At 69.5% G+C, this 23,854-nt stretch carries 19 protein-coding genes; 8 read left to right on the top strand and 11 right to left on the bottom strand.

The window, feature by feature from the left end; genetic code table 11:
• Positions 1-32 precede the first annotated feature (32 nt).
• Complete coding sequence (locus WMF19_RS04735) at positions 33-1,727, bottom strand: SpoIIE family protein phosphatase (RefSeq protein WP_437897974.1); 1,695 nt, start codon at positions 1,725-1,727, stop codon at positions 33-35.
• Between the two features lie 454 nt (positions 1,728-2,181).
• Positions 2,182-3,516: a nucleotide sugar dehydrogenase gene (locus tag WMF19_RS04730; protein WP_437327671.1), complete on the bottom strand. Its 1,335-nt coding sequence runs from the start codon at positions 3,514-3,516 to the stop codon at positions 2,182-2,184.
• A gap of 138 nt (positions 3,517-3,654) precedes the next feature.
• On the opposite strand from WMF19_RS04730, the gene WMF19_RS04725 reads away from it, so the two are divergent.
• Positions 3,655-3,822 (top strand): hypothetical protein, encoded by a 168-nt coding sequence (locus WMF19_RS04725; protein WP_437897973.1) that lies wholly within the window; start codon positions 3,655-3,657, stop codon positions 3,820-3,822.
• A gap of 15 nt (positions 3,823-3,837) precedes the next feature.
• Here the strand turns inward: WMF19_RS04725 and WMF19_RS04720 are convergent, their stop codons facing one another.
• Both WMF19_RS04720 and WMF19_RS04715 read right to left on the bottom strand, forming a co-directional pair.
• Positions 3,838-5,319 carry an oligosaccharide flippase family protein gene (locus WMF19_RS04720; RefSeq protein WP_437897972.1) on the bottom strand — a complete coding sequence of 494 codons (1,482 nt, stop codon included), beginning with the start codon at positions 5,317-5,319 and terminating at the stop codon, positions 3,838-3,840.
• 2 nt (positions 5,320-5,321) lie between these two features.
• Complete coding sequence (locus WMF19_RS04715; protein ID WP_437897971.1) at positions 5,322-5,933, bottom strand: polysaccharide biosynthesis/export family protein; 612 nt, start codon at positions 5,931-5,933, stop codon at positions 5,322-5,324.
• A 262-nt stretch (positions 5,934-6,195) separates the two neighbouring features.
• Between WMF19_RS04715 and WMF19_RS04710 the strand changes: the two genes are divergently transcribed.
• From WMF19_RS04710 to WMF19_RS04695, 4 genes are all read left to right on the top strand, one after another.
• The gene (locus WMF19_RS04710; RefSeq protein WP_437897970.1) at positions 6,196-7,476 is read left to right on the top strand and encodes a 3-dehydroquinate synthase; all 1,281 of its coding nucleotides are present in this window, start codon (positions 6,196-6,198) and stop codon (positions 7,474-7,476) included.
• Complete coding sequence (eboE, locus tag WMF19_RS04705) at positions 7,473-8,942, top strand: metabolite traffic protein EboE (protein ID WP_437897969.1); 1,470 nt, start codon at positions 7,473-7,475, stop codon at positions 8,940-8,942. The genes WMF19_RS04710 and eboE overlap by 4 nt, the downstream gene beginning before the upstream one ends.
• Positions 8,939-9,820: a UbiA family prenyltransferase gene (locus WMF19_RS04700; protein ID WP_437897968.1), complete on the top strand. Its 882-nt coding sequence runs from the start codon at positions 8,939-8,941 to the stop codon at positions 9,818-9,820. The genes eboE and WMF19_RS04700 overlap by 4 nt, the downstream gene beginning before the upstream one ends.
• Positions 9,821-9,987: 167 nt before the next feature.
• On the top strand, positions 9,988-11,553 hold the full coding sequence (locus WMF19_RS04695) for a hypothetical protein (protein WP_437897967.1): 1,566 nt from the start codon (positions 9,988-9,990) through the stop codon (positions 11,551-11,553).
• 141 nt (positions 11,554-11,694) lie between these two features.
• Here the strand turns inward: WMF19_RS04695 and WMF19_RS04690 are convergent, their stop codons facing one another.
• From WMF19_RS04690 to WMF19_RS04675, 4 genes are all read right to left on the bottom strand, one after another.
• Complete coding sequence (locus WMF19_RS04690) at positions 11,695-13,065, bottom strand: alkaline phosphatase family protein (RefSeq protein ID WP_437897966.1); 1,371 nt, start codon at positions 13,063-13,065, stop codon at positions 11,695-11,697.
• A 12-nt stretch (positions 13,066-13,077) separates the two neighbouring features.
• Complete coding sequence (locus WMF19_RS04685; RefSeq protein WP_437897965.1) at positions 13,078-13,962, bottom strand: TatD family hydrolase; 885 nt, start codon at positions 13,960-13,962, stop codon at positions 13,078-13,080.
• A 23-nt stretch (positions 13,963-13,985) separates the two neighbouring features.
• Positions 13,986-14,753 (bottom strand): EboA domain-containing protein, encoded by a 768-nt coding sequence (locus WMF19_RS04680; RefSeq protein WP_437897964.1) that lies wholly within the window; start codon positions 14,751-14,753, stop codon positions 13,986-13,988.
• An 89-nt stretch (positions 14,754-14,842) separates the two neighbouring features.
• On the bottom strand, positions 14,843-15,118 hold the full coding sequence (locus WMF19_RS04675; RefSeq protein ID WP_437897963.1) for a hypothetical protein: 276 nt from the start codon (positions 15,116-15,118) through the stop codon (positions 14,843-14,845).
• Between the two features lie 145 nt (positions 15,119-15,263).
• On the opposite strand from WMF19_RS04675, the gene WMF19_RS04670 reads away from it, so the two are divergent.
• The 3 genes from WMF19_RS04670 (at position 15,264) to WMF19_RS04660 (ending at position 19,191) form a co-directional block, all read left to right on the top strand.
• Positions 15,264-16,319 (top strand): PQQ-dependent sugar dehydrogenase, encoded by a 1,056-nt coding sequence (locus WMF19_RS04670; protein WP_437897962.1) that lies wholly within the window; start codon positions 15,264-15,266, stop codon positions 16,317-16,319.
• An 89-nt stretch (positions 16,320-16,408) separates the two neighbouring features.
• Positions 16,409-18,262 carry an MYXO-CTERM sorting domain-containing protein gene (locus WMF19_RS04665; protein ID WP_437897961.1) on the top strand — a complete coding sequence of 618 codons (1,854 nt, stop codon included), beginning with the start codon at positions 16,409-16,411 and terminating at the stop codon, positions 18,260-18,262.
• 167 nt (positions 18,263-18,429) lie between these two features.
• Positions 18,430-19,191: a YdcF family protein gene (locus WMF19_RS04660; protein WP_437897960.1), complete on the top strand. Its 762-nt coding sequence runs from the start codon at positions 18,430-18,432 to the stop codon at positions 19,189-19,191.
• 17 nt (positions 19,192-19,208) lie between these two features.
• Here the strand turns inward: WMF19_RS04660 and WMF19_RS04655 are convergent, their stop codons facing one another.
• From WMF19_RS04655 to WMF19_RS04645, 3 genes are all read right to left on the bottom strand, one after another.
• A complete protein-coding gene (locus WMF19_RS04655; protein ID WP_437897959.1) occupies positions 19,209-20,333 on the bottom strand; it encodes a glycosyltransferase family 2 protein in 1,125 nt (374 codons plus the stop codon).
• A gap of 410 nt (positions 20,334-20,743) precedes the next feature.
• On the bottom strand, positions 20,744-23,155 hold the full coding sequence (locus WMF19_RS04650; RefSeq protein WP_437897958.1) for a peptidylprolyl isomerase: 2,412 nt from the start codon (positions 23,153-23,155) through the stop codon (positions 20,744-20,746).
• A gap of 2 nt (positions 23,156-23,157) precedes the next feature.
• Entirely contained in the window at positions 23,158-23,703 is a 546-nt protein-coding gene (locus WMF19_RS04645; protein WP_272100143.1) for a YdcF family protein, read from the bottom strand.
• Between the last annotated feature and the right edge of the window lie 151 nt (positions 23,704-23,854).

Below are 23,854 nucleotides of genomic sequence, written 5' to 3'. Positions count from 1 at the left end.
GGGGCTCCGCCGGGCTGCCGAAGGCGGCGCGCTCAGGTGCGCCGCGCGAGGAGGAAGGCCCGATCGTCCTCGGGCAGCTGGTCGCCGCGGAACTCCTCGAGCATGTGCGTGAGCTTGTCGGCGATCGACGCGACCGGGCGGCCAGCGCTGGTCGCGCAGAGCTTGGCGAAGCCCGTGCCGAGCGCGTGCAGGCCGAGCATCTGCTTCGACGAGTTGCGCAGCTCGGTGAGCCCGTCGGTGTACATCGCGAGCACCTCGCCCGGCGCGAGCACGCTCTGGTGCGCCTCCATCGGCACCGGGCCGACCCCGAGCGCCGGGTTGACGGCCGCCTGGAGGTGCCGCAGGCCGCCCTCCGCGGTCGCCACCAGCGCCGGTGGGTGCCCTGCGTTGACGCACTCCATGCGGCCCGTCGCGGGGTCGAGGGCGACGGCCACCATCGTGACGAACGAGTGCTCCGGCAGGTACTCGCAGAGGTAGGCGTTCAGCCGGTCCATCATGCCCGTGATCCCGCGGCCGGCGTCGACCGTCGCGCGCACCATCGTGTGGACGCTCGAGCCGATGAGCGCGGCCTGGAGCCCCTTGCCGCAGACGTCCGCCACGGCGAGCATGAGGCGGCCGTCCGGCATCGGGACGATGTCCACGTAGTCGCCCCCGACCCACCGGCACGGCTCGAAGCCGAGCGCCACGTCCAGCGCCTTGAACTCAAGCCGCTTCGGGACGAAGGTCCGCTGGATCTGGTGCGCCATCTCGAGCTCGCGCTCGATCGCCGCGTGCGCCTGCGCGTGGCGCCGCGCCTCCCAGGCCGACTCGGCCTGCTGATAGACCTCCGCCGCGAGCGCGATGAGCCCGAGCCACTCGACGCTGCCGAAGTCGGGCGGCAGGGTCACGTAGAGCAGGTTCATCATCTGCTCCTCGACGCGCAGCGGACAGGCCACGACCCAGAGGGCCATGACGTCGCGCGACATCGTGAGCTCGACCGTGGCGCTGTCGCTCACCAGGTTGCCGGCGAGCACCGGCTCGCGCGTGTCCTGCACCGCCGCGAGCACCCGGCGCGAGATGTACGGCGGGGCGACGGAGTCCTCGCGCCGGAGCGACTGGAATGGGCGGTGCGGCCCGGACAGGATCGTCAGCGCGCCGTTCTGCCGGAGCCGCAGCGCGAGCGCCATGCTGCCGTGAAAGTCCTCGCGGACCATCAGCTGGCAGAGCGCGTCGAACCGATCCGTCGCGTCCTCGATGCTGAGGAGCCGCCGCGACAGGTCCATTAGGGTGAACAGGTGCTTCGCCGCGATCCGCGGAGGGTCGAGCTCGCCGAGCTTGCGGATCGCGGTCGGTTTGTCCTCCTCGAAATGGAGGCCGCCCGGGTCGATCGGCACGCGAGGGGCCCGCGCCGTGAGCTGGAACTCGAGGACGTAGTCGCCGATCCCGATGCGATCGCCCGGCTTCAGCACCTTCTCGTTGATCCGCTCGTCGTTGACGAGCGTCCCGTTGGTGCTGCCGAGGTCGCGGATCCACCACCGGCCGAACGGATCGCAGAAGAGCTCCGCGTGGCGCCGGGAGACCGTGTAGTGGTCGAGCGTGAGCTGCACGCCCGGCGCCCTGCCGATGACGATGTGGGACTCCGTCAGCGGCCGGCGCGTCCCCGGGAGATCGCCGAGCCGGATCTCCAGGTGGCCCTTCCAATCCGAGCTCGATGGCGCAGGGCCCAGGCTGTCATCTGCAGGCGACATCGTTCGACCTGGCCCGACCATGGGCGGCGGCGTGGACATGGACCGTCTTTGATGGGTACCGAACCGGCGCCCTGACATCAAGGGGATGCTCGCGATTTCGCGAACTCGGCAAGAGCCGCATCCGGTTACCGGTTACCGGTTACAGGGTTACGGGTTACAGGGATACGTGGTTGCGAGGATACGCGGACACCAGGTGACGCGGCTACGATGTCGCGAGGACACGCGGAGCCCCCGCGGTTGTCGAGGAGTCACCCAGGAGCTCGACCTTGACGCGCCCGCGCGGTGGCGTGGGCAGCACGCGGGCATCGCCGCGGCGCGCCGCCCACAGCGCGGGAATTGAGCGACACGCCACCGGGCCAGCGGCGGCGGGCAAGGACGCCGCCGCTGGATGCCTGGTCACCAGGAGCGCCGCGCCCGCGTGCGAGCCTGCCCGCGCCGCTCGGGGCGCCCTCCGTCAGGCCTTGACGACCTTGGGGTTCGCCGCGCGGTAGACGCCGCGGGCGTCGACGATCAGGGCGGCGTGGTTCAGCACCAGATCGTAGTCGACCACGGAGTGGTCGGTGACCAACATGACCGCGTCGTGGCTCTTGAGCGTATCCTCGTTGAGGGGGATGGACGAGAGCTCCGGCAGATGCGGCCAGGTGCGCATGCGCGGCAGCTTGGGCACGTGCGGGTCGTGGAAGCTCAGCACGGCGCCGAGCCTGCGCAGGAGCTCGATGATCTCGAACGCGGGGCTCTCGCGCGGGTCGTCGATGTCCTTCTTGTAGGCGACGCCGAGGAGCAGGACCTTCGTGCCCTTCAGCGCCTTGCCGCGCTCGTTCAGCGCGAGCTGGAGCTTGTTGACGACGTAGTGCGGCATCTCGACGTTCACCTCGCCGGCCAGCTCGATGAACTTGGTGGACACGCCGTACTCGCGCGCCTTCCACGCGAGGTAGAACGGATCGAGCGGGATGCAGTGGCCGCCCCAGCCCGGGCCGGGGTTGAACCGCATGAAGCCGAACGGCTTCGTCGACGCGGCGTCGAGCACCTCCCAGACGTCGATGCCCATGGCGTCGTAGACGACCTTGAGCTCGTTCACGAGGGCGATGTTGATGGCCCGGAAGATGTTCTCGGTCAGCTTCGCGGCCTCGGCCGCGCGCGCGGAGGAGACGGACACGGTGCGCGCGATCGCCTGCGAGTAGAGCGCCACCGAGAGGGCCAGCGACGCGCGATCGACGCCGCCGACGACCTTCGGGATGGTCGCGGTGCTGTGATCGCGGTTGCCCGGATCCTCGCGCTCGGGCGAGAAGGCGAGGTAGAAATCCTCGCCCATGCGCAGGCCCGATTGCTCGAGGATGCCCTTGACGAGCTCATCGGTCGTGCCCGGGTACGTGGTGGACTCGAGCACGACGAGCTGGCCCTTCCGCAGCCGCTCCTTGATCTTCTGGGCCGAGCCGACGACGTAGCTCATGTCGGGCTCCCGCTGCGCCGTCAGCGGGGTGGGGACGCAGATGAGGATGGCGTCGGGCTCGTTGAGCCTCGAGAAGTCGGCCGTCGCCTCGAACAGGCCGGTCTTGGCGGCAGCCGCGACGCGCGCGGGATCGAGGTGCTTGATGTAGCTCTTCCCCTCGCTGAGCGCGGTGACCTTCTCGGGGTCCACGTCGAAGCCCAGCACGCGGAAGCCCTTCTCGATGAACGTGAGCGCCAGCGGCAGGCCGACATAACCCATGCCGATGATGCCCACCTGGGCTTCGCGAGAGTTGATCTTGGCCAGGAGGCTCTCGACCGCAGCGGGATGCGTCTCTGCCATTTCCTTTTATCTCCAGTGGTGGAGGGGAGCCGCCATGCGGATCCCGACCCAGTTTCGAAGAGAGGGGCCCGACGCTACCACAGGCCCCTAAATTTCGCTCGAGTGTCGCGTGGGACCTCAACGATTGGGCGGGGAGAGGTGCTCCTCGTCGCGCTGCGCGCCGTGCGCTTGTTGAGCCCGTTGCGCTCGCTACGCTCGCTACGCATGTTGCGCTCGCTCACGCGCGTTGCGCTCGTCACGCTCGTCACGCGTATTGCTCTCGTCACGCTCGCCGCGCGCGCCTCGCTGGTCACTCCGGATCGGTGACATTCAGGAAACGCCTTAACGGCGGCGGCGGACCGCCTCGCGGGCGAGCTGGAGGAAGTCCCGTGATGCCTGCCGCGCGATGACGAGCGCGGAAGCGACGAAGGCGAGCCCGCCGACCACCACCTCGGCGCCAAGGCGGCACCCGCGGGGCAGGCCGTGGAGCGACTCCATGCCGTAGCGGACGGCGAGCACCGCGGCGACCATGGGCAGGCACGCGAGGAGCGGGCGGACCAGCGGGCGCAGGAGCCGCATGTACGGGACGCCATCGGCGCGCTTGACCACCCAGAGGCTCGCCAGGGCGTGCACCCCGAACGCGACGCCGACGCCGGCGCAGGCCCAGAGGACGCCGCCGATCGTCCCGAGCAGCGCGATGCCGCCGACGATCGCGGCCACCTTGAGCCACTCCAGGACCATGATCGTCCGCGTCCGCCCGTAGACCTGCATGTACGAGGACAGGACCCAGCCGATCGGGCGCGTGACGCCGAGCGCGGACAGCACGGCGAGGAGCGGGCCGGCCGGCTCCCATGCCTCGTTGAAGAAGGTGTCGTTCAGGATCGTCGGGGCGACCGCGCCGAGGCCCACGGCGAGCGGGAAGATGAGGAGCGCGAGCAGCGTGAGCGCTCGGACGAGCGCCGCCTTGCGCTGCTCCGGCTCGAGCTTCGCGAACGACGGGACGAGCACGTCGCCGATGCGCTCGCCGACCTGGGAGGCCGGGATGTCGGCGAGGTTCCACGCGAGGTTGTAGAGCCCGCCGACCTGCTCCCCGAACAGTCGGATCATGACGAGGTTGTCCCACTTGGAGGCCCCGAAGTTCGCCAGCGACCCGAAGTTGAGCGGGATGCCGAAGGCGAACAGCTCGCGCGCCTTCTCGCCCGACAGCGGGCTCGGCGTCAGCCACTCGGAGAGCTTCACCGCCGGGACAGTGGTCACCACGCGCACGACGGCGCGCAGGAGCGTCGCCACCACGATGGCGTTCCCCCCCCAGCCGAGCATGGCGAGGGAGACGGACGCCGCGGTGTAGGTGAGCTCGCCGGCGGCGTTCCGGAGGCTGACGCTGCGGAAGCGCATCTCGCGGATGAGCAGGCGATCGGGGACGTACCAGATCCGATCGATGAACATCGCGAGGATGAGCCCCGGCATGAACTGGAGCATCCCGGGCGCGCCGACGAGGTGCACCGCGATCGGCTCCCGGAGGAGGTAGACGGCGGCGATGGCGACGAGGCCCGCCACGTGGAAATAGACGGTCGCGTTGAAGACCATCTGACGGTCGAGGTTGGGCCTCGACGCGATGAACTGGCCGGTCCCGAGGCTCGACATGAAGTGCGCCGTCATGATCACGACGGACGCTGCCGAAACCTCGCCGTACACATCCGGCGCGATGAACCGGGTGAGCACGAGGGTGCCTATCAGGCCGAGCACGCGCGAGCCGAGCCCGGTCGCGATGGTCCAGACCGCGCCGAGGACGGCCTTTCGAGCAAGCGCGGAGGAGCCGGCCACGATCAGGGCACGAAGACGGTATCGCCGGCCTTGAGCACGAGGTCTTGCTCGGGCCGCTTGCGCGAGGCGATTTCGTCGTAGTTGATGGGGATGTGCCGGAATTTGCCCGGGCTATCCATGCGGATGAGCAGGATCTGATCCGTCGAGGCGAACTGGTTTGGACCGCCGGCCAGCGCGAGCGCCTCGGAGACGGAGACGAAGTAGTTGGAGGCGAAGATGCCGGCGCGCGCGACGTTGCCGCTGACAACGAACCGGTAGCTGTTGATCCCGGTCACGGCGACGGTGATCACGGCCGTCTCGTCCTTCACGAACTCGGCGAGCCGCTTCTTCAGCTCCTCGCGCACCTCGGTCGGGGTCCTGCCGGCCACGTAGACGTCGCCGATGAGCGGCATCGTGATGACGCCATCGGCCCGGACGAGCGCGTCGCTCGACAGGTCGGCCATGCGCCAGACGTTGATCCGGATCTGGTCCCCTACCCCGATCGTGTATTCGTGCTTACGCGGGTCGTACTCCTTCGCGTAGTTCGCCGGATTGTACACGTACGTGGGCGCGCACCCGGCGGAGAACGCGGCGAGGGCGAGCCCTGCCGCTGCCGTCAGAAGCACTCCTCGCATGAAGGACCGTTTCGAGGGACGGGTTGTGCCTTCCATGGGCGTCTGCATTGAGGAGGATGTCAGGCGGTACGGGGTTGCGATCAAGCGGCGATCACGGGGCCACGAGGTGAACTCGACCGTACGGCGGCGCGATTCACCGAGCGGCGCCAGCATTGCAGGAAGGCCGTCCGCCGCCAAGGGGAAGTTTTCGTACCGCGGCAAGACGCGGGATCCTCGCGAGGAACCAACTTGACGGGCCGATGACCTCTCTCGAAAGTCGGCTTTGATGCTGCTTCATCTGCAACGGATCGCGGTCCCCTTCGAGTACCCCGTCTACTTCACGGAGGGCGTCTTCTCGCCGAGCAACGCCGACCTCGCGGCCGCCATCGCCGCGAAGGAGCCGCGCCGGCGCCACCGCGTGCTGCCGGTGATCGACGGCGGCGTCGCGGCGGCGTGGCCGTCTCTGGCGGACGACATCGCGCGGTACATGGGCGCGCGCCCGGACCTGCTCACGCTCGCGGCCGAGCCGATCGTGGTCCCCGGCGGCGAGGCGGCGAAGAACGACGGCGCGGCGACGGCCGCGCTGCAGGCGAGGCTCGACGCGCTGGGGATGGATCGGCAGTCGTTCGTGATGATCGTCGGAGGCGGCGCGGTGCTCGACATGGTCGGCTACGCGGCGGCGACGGTGCATCGAGGCGTCCGGGTCGTGCGGATCCCGACCACGGTGCTCGCCCAAGCCGACTCCGGGGTCGGCGTGAAGAACGGCGTCAACGCGTTCGGGAAGAAGAACCTGCTCGGCACGTTCGCCCCGCCGTTCGCGGTGCTCATCGATCCGCGCTTTCTGGAGACGCTGCCCTTGCGCGACAAGGTGGCGGGGATGGCGGAGGCGGTGAAGGTCGCGCTGATCCGGGACGCGAGGCTGTTCTCGTGGCTGTCCGAGCACGCGCCCGCGCTCGCGTCGGGGTCGCTCGCGCCGCTCGCGCAGCTCGTGCGCCGCTCGGCGGAGATCCACCTCCAGCACATCGCGAGCGCGGGCGACCCGTTCGAGCTCGGGAGCGCGCGGCCCCTCGACTTCGGGCACTGGGCTGCGCACAAGCTGGAGTCGCTCACGAAGCACAGGCTCCGCCACGGAGAGGCGGTCGCGATCGGGATCGCGATCGACACGCTGTACGCCGAGCTGGCCGGCCTGTGCAGCCAGGCGACGGCGGCCGCGGTGGTGGCGGCGCTCGAGGCGCTCGGCTTCACGCTGTGGGACGACGCGCTCGCGCTGACGCGCACGTGCGAGAGGGGGGAGCCGGGCGAGCGGGGCGAGCGGCTCTGCGTGCTGGATGGCCTGGACGAGTTCCGCGAGCACCTCGGCGGGGAGCTCACGGTGACGTTGCTCGAGGACGTGGGGCGCGCCCGCGAGGTGCACGCGATGGAGGAGCGGCACGTCGTCGCGGCGATCGCGCGGCTGCGCGAGCGCGCCGCGAGGCGGGGCGCGCTCGCGGCGGGCGCGGCCACGGGAGCGGGGGGCACGGCCATGGGAGCGGCGGGCGTCGCCACGGGAGCGGCGCAATCATGAGGCTCGCGTGCGCGGGCGCGCCGCACCTCACGTACTGCACGAACATCCACGCGGGCGAGACGTGGTCGGAGGTGAAGCAGAGCCTCGAGACGCACCTGCTCGCGATCTGGTCGCGCGCGGCCGGCGGGGAGGAAGGGGCGCTGCGGGGACGAGGCGACGGAAGCAGCGGAGGAGGCAGAGGGGCGGATGGCCTCGGGCCGAGCGAGCGCCGCCGGTGCGGGGTGGGGCTGCGGCTCTCGGCCAGGGCGGCGGCGGAGCTCGCCGAGCCGGCGGAGCTCGAAGCGTTCCGCGATTTTCTCGAGCGGAACGGCCTGTACGTGTTCACGCTGAACGGCTTCCCCTACGGCCGGTTCCACGGCGCGGCGGTGAAGGAGCGCGTGTACCTGCCCGACTGGCTCGCCGAGGAGCGGCTCGCGTACAGCAATCTCCTGGCGACGCTCCTCGCCGAGCTGCTGCCGGCGAACGAGGGCCTGATGGGCAGCGTCAGCACGGTGCCCGGCGCGTTCAGGCCGCGGGTGCGCACGCCGGGCGACGCGGCTGCGATGGCGCGGCGGCTGGTCGAGCACGCGGCGCACCTCGTCGAGATCCGCCGCCGCACGGGCAAGCACGTCGCGCTGGCCCTCGAGCCGGAGCCGTGCTGCTTCCTCGAGACGACGCCCGAGGCGATCGGCTTCTTCACCGATCACGTGTTCGCGCCGGAGCGCGCCCGCGAGCTGTCGGCGCTGGCCGGGATGAGCCTGCCGGACGCCGAGGAGGCGCTCCGGAGCCACCTCGGCCTCTGCTTCGACGCGTGCCACATGGCGGTGGAGTTCGAGGACGCCCCCGCGTCGCTCGCGGCGCTCCGCGCGGCGGGGATCGGCGTGCACAAGGTGCAGCTCAGCGCCGGGCTGCGCGCGCGCGTGGCGGAGCGCGAGCCGGCGACGATGGCCAGGCTGCGCGCGTACGCGGAGGACGTCGTCTACCTGCACCAGGTGGTCGAGCGGCGCGAAGGCGGGGGCGAGCTCGTTCGCTACCTGGATCTGCCCGAGGCGCTGGCGTCGCTCGAGGGCGCGAAGGCGGCGCCGCCCGGAGCGCAGCCGGAGGAGTGGCGCGTCCACTTCCATGTGCCGATCTTCCGGGAGCTCGAGGGCACGCTCGCGACGACGCAGCCGGAGCTGGCAACGCTGCTGTCGCACCTGCGAGACGCGCCTGCGACGCAGCACCTCGAGGTAGAGACCTACACCTGGGATGTACTGCCGGAGGACCAGCGCCGCGGCGGTCTCGTCGAGGCGGTGGCGAGGGAGCTCCGCTGGGTGGAGGAGCGGATGGTAGGTAACGGGAGCGTTGGCGAGGGCCGGGGCGTTGGCGGGAGCGGTGGAGTCGGGGGCGGCCGCGAAGTCGGGGCAAGCTCTGGTGGGCGAGCGGACTCCGGAGTCGGGGCGAGCTCCGGTGGGCGAGCGGACCGCGGAGTGGGGGCAGGGCGATGAGCTCGCGCGCACGGGTGTATCTGCGGCTCGGCCGCGTCTCGAACCTGCCCACGGTGTGGACGAACGTGCTCTGTGGCATGGCCCTGTCGGGGTCTGGGCCGCGGGCGTCCGAGGTGGCGCTGGTGGGGTTCGCGGTGTCGCTGATGTACGTGGGCGGCATGTTCCTCAACGACGCGTTCGACCGGGAGATCGACGCGCGCGAGCGGCCCGAGCGGCCGATCCCATCCGGGCTGGTGAGCGCTCGGGAGGTGTTCGCGGTCGGCTACGGCCTGCTCGGGGCGGGGGTGCTGATCGTGGGCGGCCATGCCTATGTGGCGAACCGAGGGATGGCGCCCGCCCTGGCGAGCGCGCTGCTCGCCGGGGCGATCGTCCTTTACGATGCCTGGCACAAGGGGAACCCGCTGAGCCCGGCGTTGATGGGAGCATGCCGCGTGCTGGTCTATGTGAGCGCCGCGCTCGCGGCGGGCGGGCAGCTCGGGAGCGCGGTGCTCGGCGGCGGCGTGGCGCTGCTGTTCTATCTGATCGGGCTGACCGCGATCGCGAAGCAGGAGAACCTGCTGGCGGTGCGCAGCCTGTGGGCGCTCGGCTTCATGGCGGTCCCGTTCCTGGCGACGCTCGGTGCGCCGCTCACGGGGATGATGGGGACGATCGCGTACGGGGCGCTCGCTGGCTGCGTGATCCACGCGGTGAGGTTGCTGCGGGGGACGCGGAAGGACCGCATCCCTCGCGCCGTGGTGACGCTCATCGCAGGGATATCGCTGCTGGACGCGGTGCTCATCGCGAAGAGCGGAGCGCCGGGCGCCGGCGGCGCTGCGGCGCTGGCGATGATGGGATTCCCGCTGACGCTGGCGATGCAGCGGGTGGTGAGGGGGACGTGAGATCCGACCTAGGGATGCGCCCAGATCCATCGGCGACACCCGCCACATTCCACTGGCAAGAGGCCATGCGAGCGCGCGTAATTTATCTCTGATACAAAACAGGAGAATTCGTGATAACGAGATTAGGATCGCATCACCTGATTTGTATCGGGTTACTTCACCTCTCCATGGCAGCCGGCTGTGCGGTCATTCTTGGGCTGGATGAGTTCCATGACGCCGACGCCGAGGGGAGCGGGGGGCCGCCCAACAACCAGCCATGCGAGCCGAGGACAACAGCCGCTTGCTACAGTGGTCCCGAGGGAACGGAAGGACACGGGCTGTGCCAGGCTGGGACGAAGACCTGTCGGGAGGACGGAAGCGGCTACGGCGAGTGTGTTGGCGAGGTCCTTCCACAGTCGGCCGAGGTGTGCAGCCAGCCCGGCGACGAGGATTGTGACGGCATTCCGTGCAGTGATGCCCTGTGGAGCAGGAGCTACGGATCAACGAACGACGAGGCTCCAATCAAGCTCGCGATAGACGGGCAGGGCAACATCTTCCTGCTCGGTACGTTCACCGACACACTCAGCATAGGCGCGGAAACCCTGACATCCGATGGTGGCCCAAGTTACTTCATCGCGAAGCTCGACAGCACCGGGACGGTCGTCTGGGCCCGAAGCTTGCCAGGGATCATCACAGACATCGCCGTCGACTCTTCAGGGAACATCGTAGTATCCGGCGGCTTCAGCAACTCCATCACCATTGACGGCCAGACCTTGTCCGCGTCCGGTGACTCCGACGCGTTGGTGGTCGCGCTCGACCAGGCCGGCGAACGCATGTGGGCCACGCAGTTCGGTGACGACAAAGCACAAATTGCCAACGGGATCACCGTTCGTTCCGACGGAGACCTCTTGGTCGTCGGGACATTCGAAGGTACGACGAACTTTGGCGGTCCGACGTTCACGAGCAAGCACGAGGACATATTCATCGCGCGTTACAGCATGGCCGACGGCGCACATCGGTGGAGCACGACGCTCGGCGATGCCGCTGGGGTGGACGACGCCGATCAGCGAGGGACGAGGATTGCGGTAGACTCGTCCGACAACATCATCATCGCAGGCACGTTTAACCAATCGGTCAACCTGGGCTCACTCTCGCTCAGAGAGCCCAACTTTCGGAACAACGGATTCTTCACCAAGCTCGACAGCACCGGAACTCCGATCGCGGGCCTCTACTGCCGTGAGTGCGAAATATTCGGAATAACCGCAGACTCGCGGAGCAATTTCACAATCGCAGGACGTTTCAGCGAAGCGCTCGACTGGGGCTGCGGAAGGCTAGAACCGCACGACGACTCGAGCGCCGCGCTCGTCGTTCAGCTAAGTCCCCGCGGGTTCTGCCTCTGGAACTACTCTTTTGGTGGCGGTGGACCCGACAGCGCGACCAGCGTCGCTAGCGATAGTTCTGACAACATCGTCGTATCCGGATACGCGATTCAGTCCATCGATTTCGGCGATGGCGAGATCAAGACTCGAGACGCACCGGATCTGTTCGTCGCAAAATTTAACAACGCCGGGAAGATCTATTGGAGCAAGCTACTCCCAAATCAGAACGCTCAGCAAGGGCGGGCGATTGTCGCCGACCCGTCCACCGACGCCGTCGTCATCGCGGGAACCAACTCAGGATTGACAGATTTCGGAACCGGAATCCACGAAGCTTTGGGAGAAAACGACATCGTCGTTGCCAAACTAGCACCGTGAGCCACGCATCACAGGGGCTCTAGCGGGGTGCGGATTCGTGTGGTACGGGCTCAGCCGCCGGGCAAGCGAGTGAGGTATACGAAAGTACGCCGAAGCGAGCCGGTCGACGCGGATGAGCCCGTAACGCACGAATCTGCACCGCTAAAGAAAGAGGTGACGCAGGACGAGTTCCTTGACGAGGCTCCCTGGTACCACAGGGGGCAAGTCCCCGGGCTCCGTCGAAATGAACACCGGCATCGCCTCGGTCCGCTCTGTCAAGCGCCCGTGGGATCCTCTCACCAGAGATGCGTCCAACGGAATCACGTTCATCAAATACCTGTAGCCGAGCTTCTTCTTCAACAATGTCCACGCCACACGCAAGGGCACCATCGACAATGCCGGATCCAGGAATAGCTCTACAGGGTCATACCCGGGCTTCCGATGAATATCGACCGTACGCGCAAATTCCGGTGCTTTTTCATCGTCAGTCCAGTAGTAATAGCTGAACCAGCTGTCTTCCTTCGCGATGGCCACGAGCTCGCCTGAGCGTTCGTGCTCAAGCCCGACAGCGCGCTTCTCTTCCTGACCCAACACCGAATCTACCCCCGGAAGTCGCGCGATCAGTTCTCTCACCTCGGCGATGCGATGCGGGTTCCGCACATAGACGTGTGCCACCTGATGATCCGCCACAGCGAAAGCCTCGGATGCGCCGGCATCGAGCTTCTCAAGCCCACGCTCGACTCGAACGCGTAGAAGGCGCTGTTCTCGCAGCGCCCGGTTGATGTGCACCACCCCTGACACACGCGTGATACCGTACTCGGACAGGACGATCACCCGCGCTCCGTCCTTACGCACGTGGTCGATGAGCTCCCCGCATACGGCGTCCACCGCGCGAAGGTCATCCTTGATCGTTGGATGATCGGGCCCTAGCCGCTGCAGGTTGTAGTCGAGGTGCGGAAGGTAGACCAGCGTCAACGTTGGTCCGCGCGTGTCGTACACATGGCGCGCGCACCGTGCAATCCACTCCGTCGATCGGATGTCCGCGTTCGGACCCCAGAAATTGAAGAGCGGGAACTCACCTAGCCGAGAGACGAGCTCATCGCGCAATGACGCCGGTTCGGTGTAGATGTCCGGCAGCTTGAGCCCGTCCGCCCAGTAGATCGGCCGCGGCGTCACCGCATAATCCGCCGAGCTGTACATGTTGTACCACCAGAACAGCTTGGCGCAGGTGAACGCCGGATCGCGACGGCGCGCAGCCTCCCAGATCTTCTCACCCGTCACGAGCTGGTTCGCCTGGCGCCACAGGTTCACCTCGGCGATGTCGCGGAAGTACCAGCCGTTCGCGACACAGCCGTGCCCGCTTGGGAGGAGCCCTGTCGTGAAGGTCGACTGGACCGTGCACGTGACCGCTGGCAGCACGGTCTGGAGCGGGCGCATCGCCCCTTCCCGAGCGAGCCGCTTCAGGTTCGGCGTGGCGTCGCCGAGGAGCTCGCCGGTGAGCCCGACGACGTTGAGGACGACAGTGCGGTGCATGCGTGCGCTCGATCAGCCTTTCACGACGGGGGCCTGTCCACGGAGGACCGAGTTCCCCTCGAACAGCGCGCGCTGATCCACCGCCGGCGCCTCGCCGAAGTCGGCGAGATCGAGCCGGCCGCTCTGGGCGAAGAAGGCCAGGGGGTTCTTCCAGACGATCCGCTCGATCGCCTCGTCCGAGATCCCGTTCTCACGCATCCTCGCAGCTGTCTTCGGGACCTTGAGCGGATCGCTCACGCCCCAGTCCGCCGCGCTGTTGATCAGCATCCGCTCGGCGCCGTAGTTCTTGACCAGCGCGACCATCCTGTCCTCGTCCATCTTGGTATTCGGGTAGATGGAGTGACCGGCCCAGCAGCCCGTCGCGAGCACGAGCGGTAGCGTCTCCTCGTTGTTGTGATCGACGAGCACACGCTCTTCGGGGAACTGAAGCTCCTTCACCAGCGCGAGCGTCCGCTCCGTACCGCGCTTCTTGTCGCGATGCGGCGTGTGCACCAAAATCGGAAGATCGTGCTCTCGGGCGAGCTCGACCTGCTGGGCAAAATACTTCTCTTCCTCCGGCGTCATGTCGTCGAACCCGATCTCACCGACGGCGACGACGCCCTCCTTGTCGAGATAGCGCGGCAGGAGCTCGATCACGCCTTGCGCCACGCGGGGGTTGTTGGCCTCCTTCGGGTTGAGCCCCAACGTACAGAGGTGGCGGATACCGAACTGGCTGGCCCGGAAGCGCTCCCAGCCGAGCAGGGACGTGAAGTAGTCCTCGAAGGTGCCGACATGGGTCCTCGGTTGGCCGAGCCAGAACGCCGGCTCGAGGACGGCGACGATACCGGCCGCGGCCATCGCCTGGTAGTCGTCCGTCGTCCGCGATGTCATGTGGATGTGAGGATCGAATAGCTTCAAAGGTCCCTCCGCATCGCGCCGCTTCACTCGGGGATCCGCGTCGCGCGCTCGCGCTCATGGTCCAGGGAGAGCAGGCCGATGTCGGCCGGGATGCTCCGGCCAGCCGCCCTCCGTTCGCTCGCGAAGTCCTCCGCCATCCTGGCGAGCTCGCTCGATCGCCGCCGGTCGAGCCCGACGATCCGCGCGAGCGCCACGCCCATGAACATGGCCTTGAGGACCATCTGATTAAAATTGAGATCGGGAAAATAGGCCGCTGGGTAGGGATTCTCGCAGGCGATCGCCTCGAGGATGGGTAGTTCGTTCGTGCGGCACGCCTCGACCGCCAATGGAACGAAGCGCTCTGCCTCGACCAAGAACGGCAGTGCCCGCAAGAGCGCCTGCCGCTCCCGTCCATCTCCCTGCTCGTAGCAAACCCGGAGCAGCAATTCGAGCTCCGGTGCGGGAAGGCGCCTCGAAACCTGCGCGAGCATCAATACCCGGCCGAGCTCATCCACGCCTCGCCCATCGACCGCCCGGGCGACACCGGCAGCCTCCAGCGCATCCCGCTCCTCGGCGTGAAGCCCGAGCGGCGCCTTGCCGAGCGCGCGTACCGCCGCAGTGAACGTTGCGAGGAAGCGGTCGCGCTCGAACCAGGTCGACGCCTCGCTCACCGGTGCACCAGACCCGCCGCCAAGGCGCGCACCGGTTCCGGTCAACCTCTCGACGCGCTCCAGCCAGGAGCGCGCCGCCGGCGGAATCCGGCGCGATAGAATTTCACGCAGCAGTAGGGAAGAATCTTGCATTGTAGCCATGCCCGCCAATTCAGGGCGCCTGCCGCAAGATGCCGACGTCGCCGAGCGGTGGAAAGTTATACCAAGGGGCGCGCTGTTCGGATAGTGTCCTACTGCATGATAGACCAGAAGCGTTTCCGTTTGTCTTTCATGCCCATCGCAGCCGCCGTCGTCGGGATCGGCTTCATGCTGAATGGCTGCGGCGGCAGCGACTCGGGAGCAGGAGGCGGCGGCGGGGGAGGCTCCGGTCCCGGTACGACGGGCACCGGCGGCGGCAGCACCTCGGCGGGCACTCCGACGAGCAGCGGAACCAGCTCGGGCACCAATTCGACCAGCTCGGGCGCCAACTCGACCAGCTCGGGCACCGACGCGACCAGCTCGGGCACCGACGCGACCAGCGGAGCGGGAGCCGGCCCTGCGACCGGAACTGGCGTGGGGGGGAGCGGGACAATCGAATGCGACGAGCCGGGCGGGACCGTACCGCCGCTCCGCCTCACCGAGGTAGCACGCGGCCTGAACCAGCCCTTGTTCGTGACGAGCGAGCCCGAAGATCCCAGCCGGCTCTACGTCGTGCAGCAGGGCGGAACCATCCGCCTCATCAAGGGAGGGGAGCTGCAGAGCGCTCCGTTCCTCGACATCACCGCGGATGTCCAGGGCAGTGAGTACGATGAGGACGAGCGAGGGCTCCTCGGACTCGCGTTCCACCCGCAGTATGCGAGCAACGGAAGATTCTTCGTCTACTACAACTCGAGGTCACGTACGCTGGTCCTCCGAGAGTTCAGGCGTTCACCGGACAATCCGGACCGAGCTGAGCCGCAGGTGGGGCAGCAGGAGCAGACGCGACATACCCTCTTCTCAATACCGGTGTTGGTCGGCAACCACAACGGCGGGATGCTCGCGTTCGGCCCCGATGGGATGCTCTACATCGGCGTCGGCGACGGCGGCGGGGACACCTCGAACCCGGATCCGGACGACAATGGGCAAAACATCGAGGTAAAGTACGCCAAGATACTTCGCGTAGACGTCGAGAATCACCCGACGGCGCCGGCCGGGAATGTCCGCGGCGGAGACCCGTACGTATGGGACTACGGACTGCGCAACCCGTGGCGCTTCAGCTTCGACCGCTGCAGGGGTGATCTCTACATCGGAGACGTCGGTGGGCGCCTTTTCGAGGAAATCAACATCGAGCCGCGCGGCCAGGGCAACAAGAACTACGGATGGAGCGTCACCGAGGGGGGTACCTGCATCAAGGATGACCAGGCGATCAGCTGCGACTCGCCGACGATCACGCCGCCCGTGGTGGCGTACGACCACGACAACAGCGATGGCTCCGTGACAGGCGGCTATGTCTATCGTGGGAGCAGGATCCCCGCGCTTCGTGGGAAGTACCTGTTCGGCGACTACGCGTCAGACCGGGTCTGGATGCTCACCTGGAAGGACGGCGTCGCCACCCCGAGGAGCTCGCTCAGCCAGGACCTCGCCTCTGAGAGCACCATCCAGGGCCTGGCTTCGTTCGGCGAGGACGCTGCCGGCGAGCTGTACATCGTCTCCTATGGAGGCAGCATCTTCCGGATCGATCCGGAATAGATTGGCACGTGGTCCGCAGGGACCAGCGCGGCCGTCCGTCGTTGGTCCCTATTTTCCGAAGAGCAGCTTACCAGATCTGGATTCGAGCCATGCAGAAGACGCGGAGACTGGCGGTAGGTTGGGCGCTCGCGCTCGGGTTGCTGAGCCACGAGGCAGCAGCTGGAATCGATGACCTCCAGGGCACGGGCCCCCACGAGATGCCACAGCCAAACAACCTGGGCACCGCTGAGCGCTGCGCCGGCTGCCATCGAGCAGAGATCCAGGAGCACCAGGATTACATGCCCACCGACACGTGGGCAGGCACCATGATGGCCAATGCATGGCGCGACCCCGTCTTCAAGGCCGCTCTTGCGATTGCCAACCAGGACGCGCCGGGGGTCGGGACCTTCTGCCTGCGATGCCACTCCCCCATCGGGTTCCTGAACGGGAGGGCGACGCCCCCGGACGGCTCTGGATTCGACCCCGAGGCGTCGGTCGACGGCAAGATCATCGACGGCCAGGGGGTCAGCTGCAGCGCTTGTCATCGCGCGCTGACGACGCCAGGCGCTGACGACGCGTACATCATCGGCAATGCTCAGCTCGTGTTCGACGTCACGCCCGCGGTTGCCGGATTCACAGCCACGCCCATGGTGTCTGGCCCCTATGAGGACGTCGTCTCTGAATCTCACACTGGAGAAAGGACGCCCGAGCTCGCCGAATCCGCGTTTTGTGGCCAATGCCATCAGGTCACCAATCCGGAACGCAAGCTGAAGGACGCGGACGGAAGCGACACCAACTTCGAATTTCCGCTCGACACGACCTACGAGGAGTGGGCTTCCAGCGACTTCCGCAATGGCGGATCGAGCGGTCAAAGCTGCGTCGATTGTCATATGCAGAGGAGGACCGGCGAGGTGCCTGTCGGCGATCGCGGGCCGGTTCGAACCGATCCGCGCACGCACATCCTCGTCGGCGGCAACCACTGGGGCATCCAGGCCGTCATGGCGGCCGACCCGGCGCGCGCCGCGGACTACGCCGACTCCTTCCAGCTCGCGCTCGACAGTACGCTCAAGAGCCTCGCCTCGGCCGCCTCGGTCACGCTCGTCGAAGCCCCGCAGGAGGCAGCGCCAGGAGACGAGATCGCCATCACCGTCCGGGTCGAGAACCTCACCGGCCACAAGTTCCCGACGGGCTATGCGGAGAGCCGGCGCGCCTGGATCGCCGTGTTCCTCGTCGACGAGGACGGCGTCGAACGGCCGCTGCTCGGCGGCTACGACGCCGACACCGGCGAGATCCAGCATGAGCCGCCCACCCACGAGTACCGCGCCGTGCACGGGCGATGGAACAGCGATGCGGGCGTGGGCGAGAAGGAGGAGCACCTCGCGCTCCACGACATGATCATCTCCGACACGCGCATCCCGCCGAAGGGCTTCGTCCCGTCGCGGACCACCCAGCCGACCCAGGAGATCGACTTCGCCGATGGGAACGGCGGATACCGCAACTACGACGAGGCGCGCTTCACGCTCACCGTCCCGGCCGACGCCTTCGGCAGGCAGACGCTCTCGGCGCGCGTGTACTACCAGTCGATGACGAAGGAGTACATCGAGTTCCTGCAGTCCGCGAACAGCACGGACGAGACGGGAGACGATCTCCTGGCCATCTACGAGCAGACCGGCGAGGCGCCGCCCATCCTCGTCGCGGCCGATGACGCGGAAGCGCCGCTCGATCTGGGAGAGCCGCCCGTCAACGCCAGCAGCGGCAACGGCGCTGGCGGAAGCGACAGCAGCGGCAACGGCACCGGCGGCGACAGCTCGACCGGCGGCAACGTGGGCCGCTCCGGCGACGACGACGGCGGCTGCGGCTGCAGGATGCCCCGCAACGCCCCGAACGGGTGGCTCCCCGCGGGCCTCGCGGGGCTCGCCCTCGCGGCCACAGCCAGGCGCCGGCGCACACACCGGCGGCATTGAACCTCGCTCCATTACGAGCCGCCGCGAGCACGCATCGCCTCGGGGCGGACGATCCCCGATCGATTCCGTCCCGCCGTTCACCTGGAGACGGCCCCTTTTTCGCTCGCATCACCTCCCCGGCGCCTGCATAGATCGAGCGTACCCAGCGCCTCACGGCGAGCATCGCCTTGCCCATCTCCCGCCTCGTCGATCCCCTCCTCGTGCTCCTCGTCGCCGCTGGCGTCGGCCTCGCGCTCTCCGGCAGCGACTGGAGCTTCCGAACACGCGGGGCGAAGATCGGGCGGGCGCTCGCGTGGAGCGCTTGGCTCGCGCTGTGGCTCCTCTCCACGCCCTGGCTCTCCAGCACGCTCGCGCGCCGTATCAGCACGGTGCCGAGGGACCTGCACGCGGATCTCGCCGGAAGCTCACCCGAGCGGCGGGTCCTCGTCATCCTCACCGCCGGCATCGACGCCGACGAGTTCGGCGAGCCGCCCATGGAGCGGCAGTCGGCGGAGGGCCTCGAGCGCGGCCTCGCCGCCGTGCGCGTCTACCGCGAGTACGGCTTCGGCCACATCATCGTCTCGGGGAAGGACCTCAGGAGCGCGCCCACCGAGCTCGCCAGCGCCATGGCCGATCTGCTCGTGGAGCTCGGCGTTCCCAGGAAGAAGATCATCCTGGAGACCGAGTCGCGCGATACCCGAGAGAACGCCCTCCACTCCACGCGGATCGCCCGCGGCCTGTCGGCCGACGCCGTCGTGGTCGTGACCAGCGCGCTCCACATGCCGCGCGCCGTCCGCATGTTCGAGCGCGCAGGGCTGGACGTCCTCCCCGCGCCGGTCAGGTTCCAGTCGCGGCCGCCCGACGGGCTAGAGCAGCTTCTCCCGGAGTCGCTCTCCCTCAGGCGGTCGCATCGCGCCGTTCACGAGCTCGTGGGCCTGCTGGAGCCGTAACCCCGGCGCGCCCCGCGCTACCAGGTGACCTTCTGCGAGCCGCGGAGGTATCGCCAGAGGCCGACCACCGCCGCCGCGTTCAGGACCACGAACGTCCGCGCGAGCGCGCCGAGCTTGCCCGCAGCGCCCCCGAGCGCCGCGAGCAGGTAGAAGGCCACCTGTCCGCCGAACAGCGCGCGCGCCGCGTAGAGCGTCCACGAGGCGTCGCCGCTCATCTCGGCGCCCATCCACGCGACCGTCGACGTGATCAGCAGCGCGGCGAGCGCCCAGGGGCACACGAGGCGGAGCAGCTTGTGCGAGAAGATCTCGAACCAGGACGGGTTCCTGAACGGGACGAGGAGCGCCGGGAGCAGCGAAAAGAGCTGATAATTGCCGGCCAGCGTGCGCACCTTGCGGCCGAACTCGCGCTCGTCGCCGAACGCGTCGTCGTACGCGATCGCGTCGGGTGCAAACAGGATCGAGCGCCCCTCGAGGCGGAGCCGCATCGGCACCCACATGTCGTCGAGGATGACGCCCTCCGGGAGCTGGCTCATGTCGGCGCGGCGGATCGCATAGATGGGACCGGTCACGCCCACCATGCTCCTGAACCGACCCTCCTGGAGGCGAATCCAGTTCTCGTAACGCCAGTAAGCCCCCGACCCCGCCGACCCCTTCAGCACCAGGTTGCCAGAGACGCAGCCCGCGTTCGGATCGGCCAGGAGCCGCACGAGCGCGCGCAGCGCCCCGGGCACGAGCGGCTGGCGGATGTCCGTCATCAACAGCACCTCGCCCGTCGCGACCTCGAGCATCTTGTTCACGCCGATCGGCTTGCCACGGCGCGCCTCGCTGACGATCACCTTCACCCGAGGATCGCGCTCGGCCAGCTGTCGCGCGACGAGCACTGTGTCGTCCGTCGAGCCGTCCGAGAAGAGCAGGACCTCCAGCTTGTCCTTCGGATAGTCGAGCGCGAGGAGGCTCTCGACCTTCGCCGGGAGATACGACGACGCATTGAAGACGGGAATGCACGCCGTCACCGTGGGGACGTAGTCCGGATCCTCCTTCCGCTGCGCAGGCCAGAGGCGCGCCAGGATGCCGATAACGATCGGGTACCCGAAGTAGGTGTACACGAGCACCGCGACGGCCAGAAAGGAGGCAATGACCACGCTAAACTGTAGAGCGCCGGTCGGGGGCGGTTGTCAACCGACATGGAAGGGCCACGCCGCGACACGGCCGTTCACGTTTGCACGCGCACGCGCGTCACGCTCCGCACAGGAGCGATGCGTGGCGCATGTCGCACACTCCTTGAAGCGCGCCGCGTGAGGCGCGTCGTGCACCGCGCGCACGCCACACAGGCGCCGCGCGCGCACGCCACACAGGCGCCGCGCGCGCACGCCACACAGGCGCCGCGCGCGCACGCCACACAGGCGCCGCGCGCGCACGCCACACAGGCGCCGCGCGCGCACGCCACACAGGCGCCGCGCGCGCACGCCACACAGGCGCCGCGCGCGCACGCCACACAGGCGCCGCGCGCCCGAGGTCGTCGCAGGACGCGCGCGCCGCGCGCCGACCGCGATCAGTCCCGCACCTTCACGCTCCGGATGACGTCCCCATCCGCGAGCGCAGCCCACGGCCCGGCGGCGACGCCGACGGCCGCGTACTGGCCGTCGAGATGCGGCGCGCGCGCGTGCATCACGAAGAGCTGGCTCGATCCGGTGTCGCGGCCGGCGAGCGCGACGCCGACCCGGAGCGGCTCGAACGCGACCGGCGACGTCTCGCAGCGCAGCGCCGGCCTGCCGGGCGGACCTCCGGCGCCGTCGCCGAACGGCGCGCCGAACTGGGTGACGAAGCCGGGCACCACGCGGTGGACGATCTTGCCGTCGTAATAGCCGGAGCGCGCGAGGTCGACGAAGCGGGTCACCGCGACCGGCGCGAGCGCAGGGTCGAGCGTCATCGTGAGCTCGCCGGCGTCCGTGTCGAAGATCAGCGCAGCGGGCGCGCGCACGAGCGCGGAGGCCTCGGCCGGCACCTCGCCGACCGGCGGCGCGACGGCCGGCCGCCCCGCCGCGCCTGCGTCCCCCGGCAGACCGGCGTCGCACGCGATCTTGCGGCCCCTGAGCACGCCGAGCGCCGTCCCGGCGCGCGCCCGCGTCGTGGGGTGGCTCGATCGGCAGAGCTGCTCCAGGCGAGCCTCCGCCGGCTTGAGCGCCAGCGCCCCGACCGCGTCGACGACCGCGCCGATCAGCTCCGGATCGTCGCGCGCGCCCGGGCGGTCGAGGATCGAGAGCAGCGCGCCCTCGATCGCCGGCGACGTCACCGCGGCGGGAGCGTCCTTCTCGTCGCTCCGCTTCCTGCGCTTCCGCTTCCCCTGCCCCGGCGCCTCCGACGCGCGCTGCGGCTGCCGCGCGATGACCTCCGCCGCGGCGGCGACGAGGCCCGGCTCCTCCGCGGCGAGCGCCTTCGCGAGCAGGTCGGGCGCGCCGGCGATCTCTTCATGCGCGGCGATGAGGTCGATCGCGGCCTCCCGCGCGCGCAGCTCGCCCGACGCGGCGTACGCGCGGAACGCGGCGAGCCGCGCGCCCGTGATGGCGTCGCGGCCGATCACCTCGACGACCGCCCGGGCGCCGATCGAGCCGCGCACCGGCGCGCCTGCGTCCGGCTTGCTCCCCGGCTCCGCCGGCGCCGTGACGTCACAGCCGAGGAGCAGCGGATCGCGGTAATCCCCGCCCGCGAGGAGCCTGGCGGCGCCGCAGCGGAGCCACGCGACGCGGCGGAGGATCGCCGCAGGCGCGCTCGGCGGCGGCGGCAGGGCGGCGAGATCGCGGAGCGCCTTGCGCGCGGCGCCCGCAGATCCGAGCGCGTCGAGCGCGGTGAGCAGCACGCCGAAGTCCTCGCTCACGAGGCCCGTGAGCGCGATCGGGTCCGCGCTCGGGGCGAGCGCGGCGACCGCGTCGGCGAGGGCGCGCTGGCCCGGCGGGCCGAGCCGCTTGAGGGCGCGCGCGGCCTCGGCGCGCTCGCTCGCGGTGAACACGCCCTTCGCGGAGAGCACGCGCGCGAGCTCGGAGGCGGCCGCCTCCCCTGCCCGGCCGAGCGCGCGCACCGCGAAGAGCCGCGCGTCGGAGGCCTCCGCGAGACGCGCGGTCGCGACGTCGCGGATGCGGGGGATGACCGTGAGCGGGACGTGCTCGAGCCGCCCGATCGGGTAGAGCGCCTCGGGGACCGGCGGGCTCGCCGCGCTCCCCGAGGCGAGGTTGAGCAGCGCGACGAGCGTCTCCTCGCGCAGCTTGAGCTTGATCGCGGCGAGATCACCGAGCGCGTACGCCGCGTGGATCGCGCGCTCGCGCGGGCCGTCGAGCCACGCGACCAGCGTCGGCTCCGACGCCTCCGCGCCGCACCGCCCGACGGCGCGGGCGAGCGCGCCGCCCGCGTCGAGCGGCGGCGCCGCCGCGGGCGCGCCGCCGCTCGACGCCGCTGCGGGCGCGCCGCCGCTCGACGCCGCCGCGGGCGCGCCGCCGCTCGACGCCGCCGCGAGCGCAGCGGCGCTCGCCGCGCCCGCGGGGCTCGGGCGGGCGTCGCGGGCGAGCGCGCGCGCGACGAGCGCCGAGACCGTCTCGGCCTCGCGCTCCTTGCACGAGAACCCGAGGCCGTAGGCGGCCCACGCGACGACCTCGTCGTCCTCGTCGGCGAGGGCCCGCGCGAGCCCAGGCCACGCCGCTTCTCCGCCGATGCGCGCGAGGGCCCGCGCGGCGGCGCGCCGCACGCCGACGTCGCGGCTCTGCTGGTCCGCGGGGCTCACCTCCAGGGCGGCGCGGCGCTGCTCGGCCGCGAGGAGGGCGCCCCGCCGCTCCGCCGCCCCGGCGCTGGCGGCCGGCGCCGCCGCGGAGCTCCCCGCGTCGGGCGCGGCGCCCGGGGCCGGCTCCCCGGTGCAGGCGGACAGGGAGAGGAGCAGCGCCAGGACGAGGGGAGGAGAGGAGCGCCTTCTCGGCATGATCACGGTTCACCCTGACGAGCGGTGTCGAGCAGCCAGGCGGCGCTCTCGCTGAGGATCCGCCTGCGGCGCATCGCGCGCGCGTCGAGCCACATCGAGATCACCTCGTGACCGCGCTGCCACGCGCGCGCAACTGCCGGCTCGCCCACGCGCGACGCCGGCAGCCCGCAAGCGTCGATCCCGACGTCGTGGAAGTTCTGGAGAGCCCTGGCCATGTGCCAGGAGCAGGTGACGATCGCCGCTCGCCGCGCGCCCACGCGGCGCAGGAGGGCCGCGCTGAAGATCGCGTTCTCGTGCGTCGTCAGCGACCAGAGATCCTGCAGGATCGCGTGCGCCGGGACGCCGGCGCGCCGCAGCTCGGCGGAGAGCACGCGCGCCTCGATCTGCGCGCCCCAGCGGCGCCCGCCGCTGGCGATCACCCACGGCGCGACGCCGTCGCGGTAGGCCTCTGCGGCGCGCGCCGCGCGGCGCGCGCCGGGGGCCGCTGGGCGTCCGGATGGAAACACCCGGCAGCCGAGGACGACGATGGCGTCCGCGTGGAGCGGCATGCGACCGACCATAGCCCATCGGCCGCGGCCTTCGCGTGCCCGCTGCGCTCGATCGTCCTGCCCTCCCACCGCCGTCCGCGGACCGTGCCGCTGCCATGCCTGCGCCGCCCTCGGGCCAACCTGGGGCCGCCACCTGCGCCCCCGCCCCGCC

Source organism: Sorangium sp. So ce124 (assembly GCF_051525235.1).
Taxonomy (GTDB): Bacteria; Myxococcota_A; Polyangia; order Polyangiales; family Polyangiaceae; genus Sorangium; species Sorangium atrum.
This window is presented reverse-complemented; position numbering and strand designations above follow the sequence as displayed.

Bases quoted from the DNA above. Each gene is read 5' to 3' on its own strand.
- eboE (WP_437897969.1), top strand. From the start codon at position 7,473: ATGAGGCTCGCGTGCGCGGGCGCGCCGCACCTCACGTACTGCACGAAC.
- WMF19_RS04730 (WP_437327671.1), bottom strand. From the start codon at position 3,516: ATGGCAGAGACGCATCCCGCTGCGGTCGAGAGCCTCCTGGCCAAGATC.
- WMF19_RS04665 (WP_437897961.1), top strand. From the start codon at position 16,409: ATGCAGAAGACGCGGAGACTGGCGGTAGGTTGGGCGCTCGCGCTCGGG.
- WMF19_RS04690 (WP_437897966.1), bottom strand. From the start codon at position 13,065: ATGCACCGCACTGTCGTCCTCAACGTCGTCGGGCTCACCGGCGAGCTC.
- WMF19_RS04735 (WP_437897974.1), bottom strand. From the start codon at position 1,727: ATGTCGCCTGCAGATGACAGCCTGGGCCCTGCGCCATCGAGCTCGGAT.
- WMF19_RS04645 (WP_272100143.1), bottom strand. From the start codon at position 23,703: ATGCCGCTCCACGCGGACGCCATCGTCGTCCTCGGCTGCCGGGTGTTT.
- WMF19_RS04695 (WP_437897967.1), top strand. From the start codon at position 9,988: ATGGCAGCCGGCTGTGCGGTCATTCTTGGGCTGGATGAGTTCCATGAC.
- WMF19_RS04715 (WP_437897971.1), bottom strand. From the start codon at position 5,933: ATGCGAGGAGTGCTTCTGACGGCAGCGGCAGGGCTCGCCCTCGCCGCG.
- WMF19_RS04700 (WP_437897968.1), top strand. From the start codon at position 8,939: ATGAGCTCGCGCGCACGGGTGTATCTGCGGCTCGGCCGCGTCTCGAAC.
- WMF19_RS04680 (WP_437897964.1), bottom strand. From the start codon at position 14,753: ATGGCTACAATGCAAGATTCTTCCCTACTGCTGCGTGAAATTCTATCG.
- WMF19_RS04650 (WP_437897958.1), bottom strand. From the start codon at position 23,155: ATGCCGAGAAGGCGCTCCTCTCCTCCCCTCGTCCTGGCGCTGCTCCTC.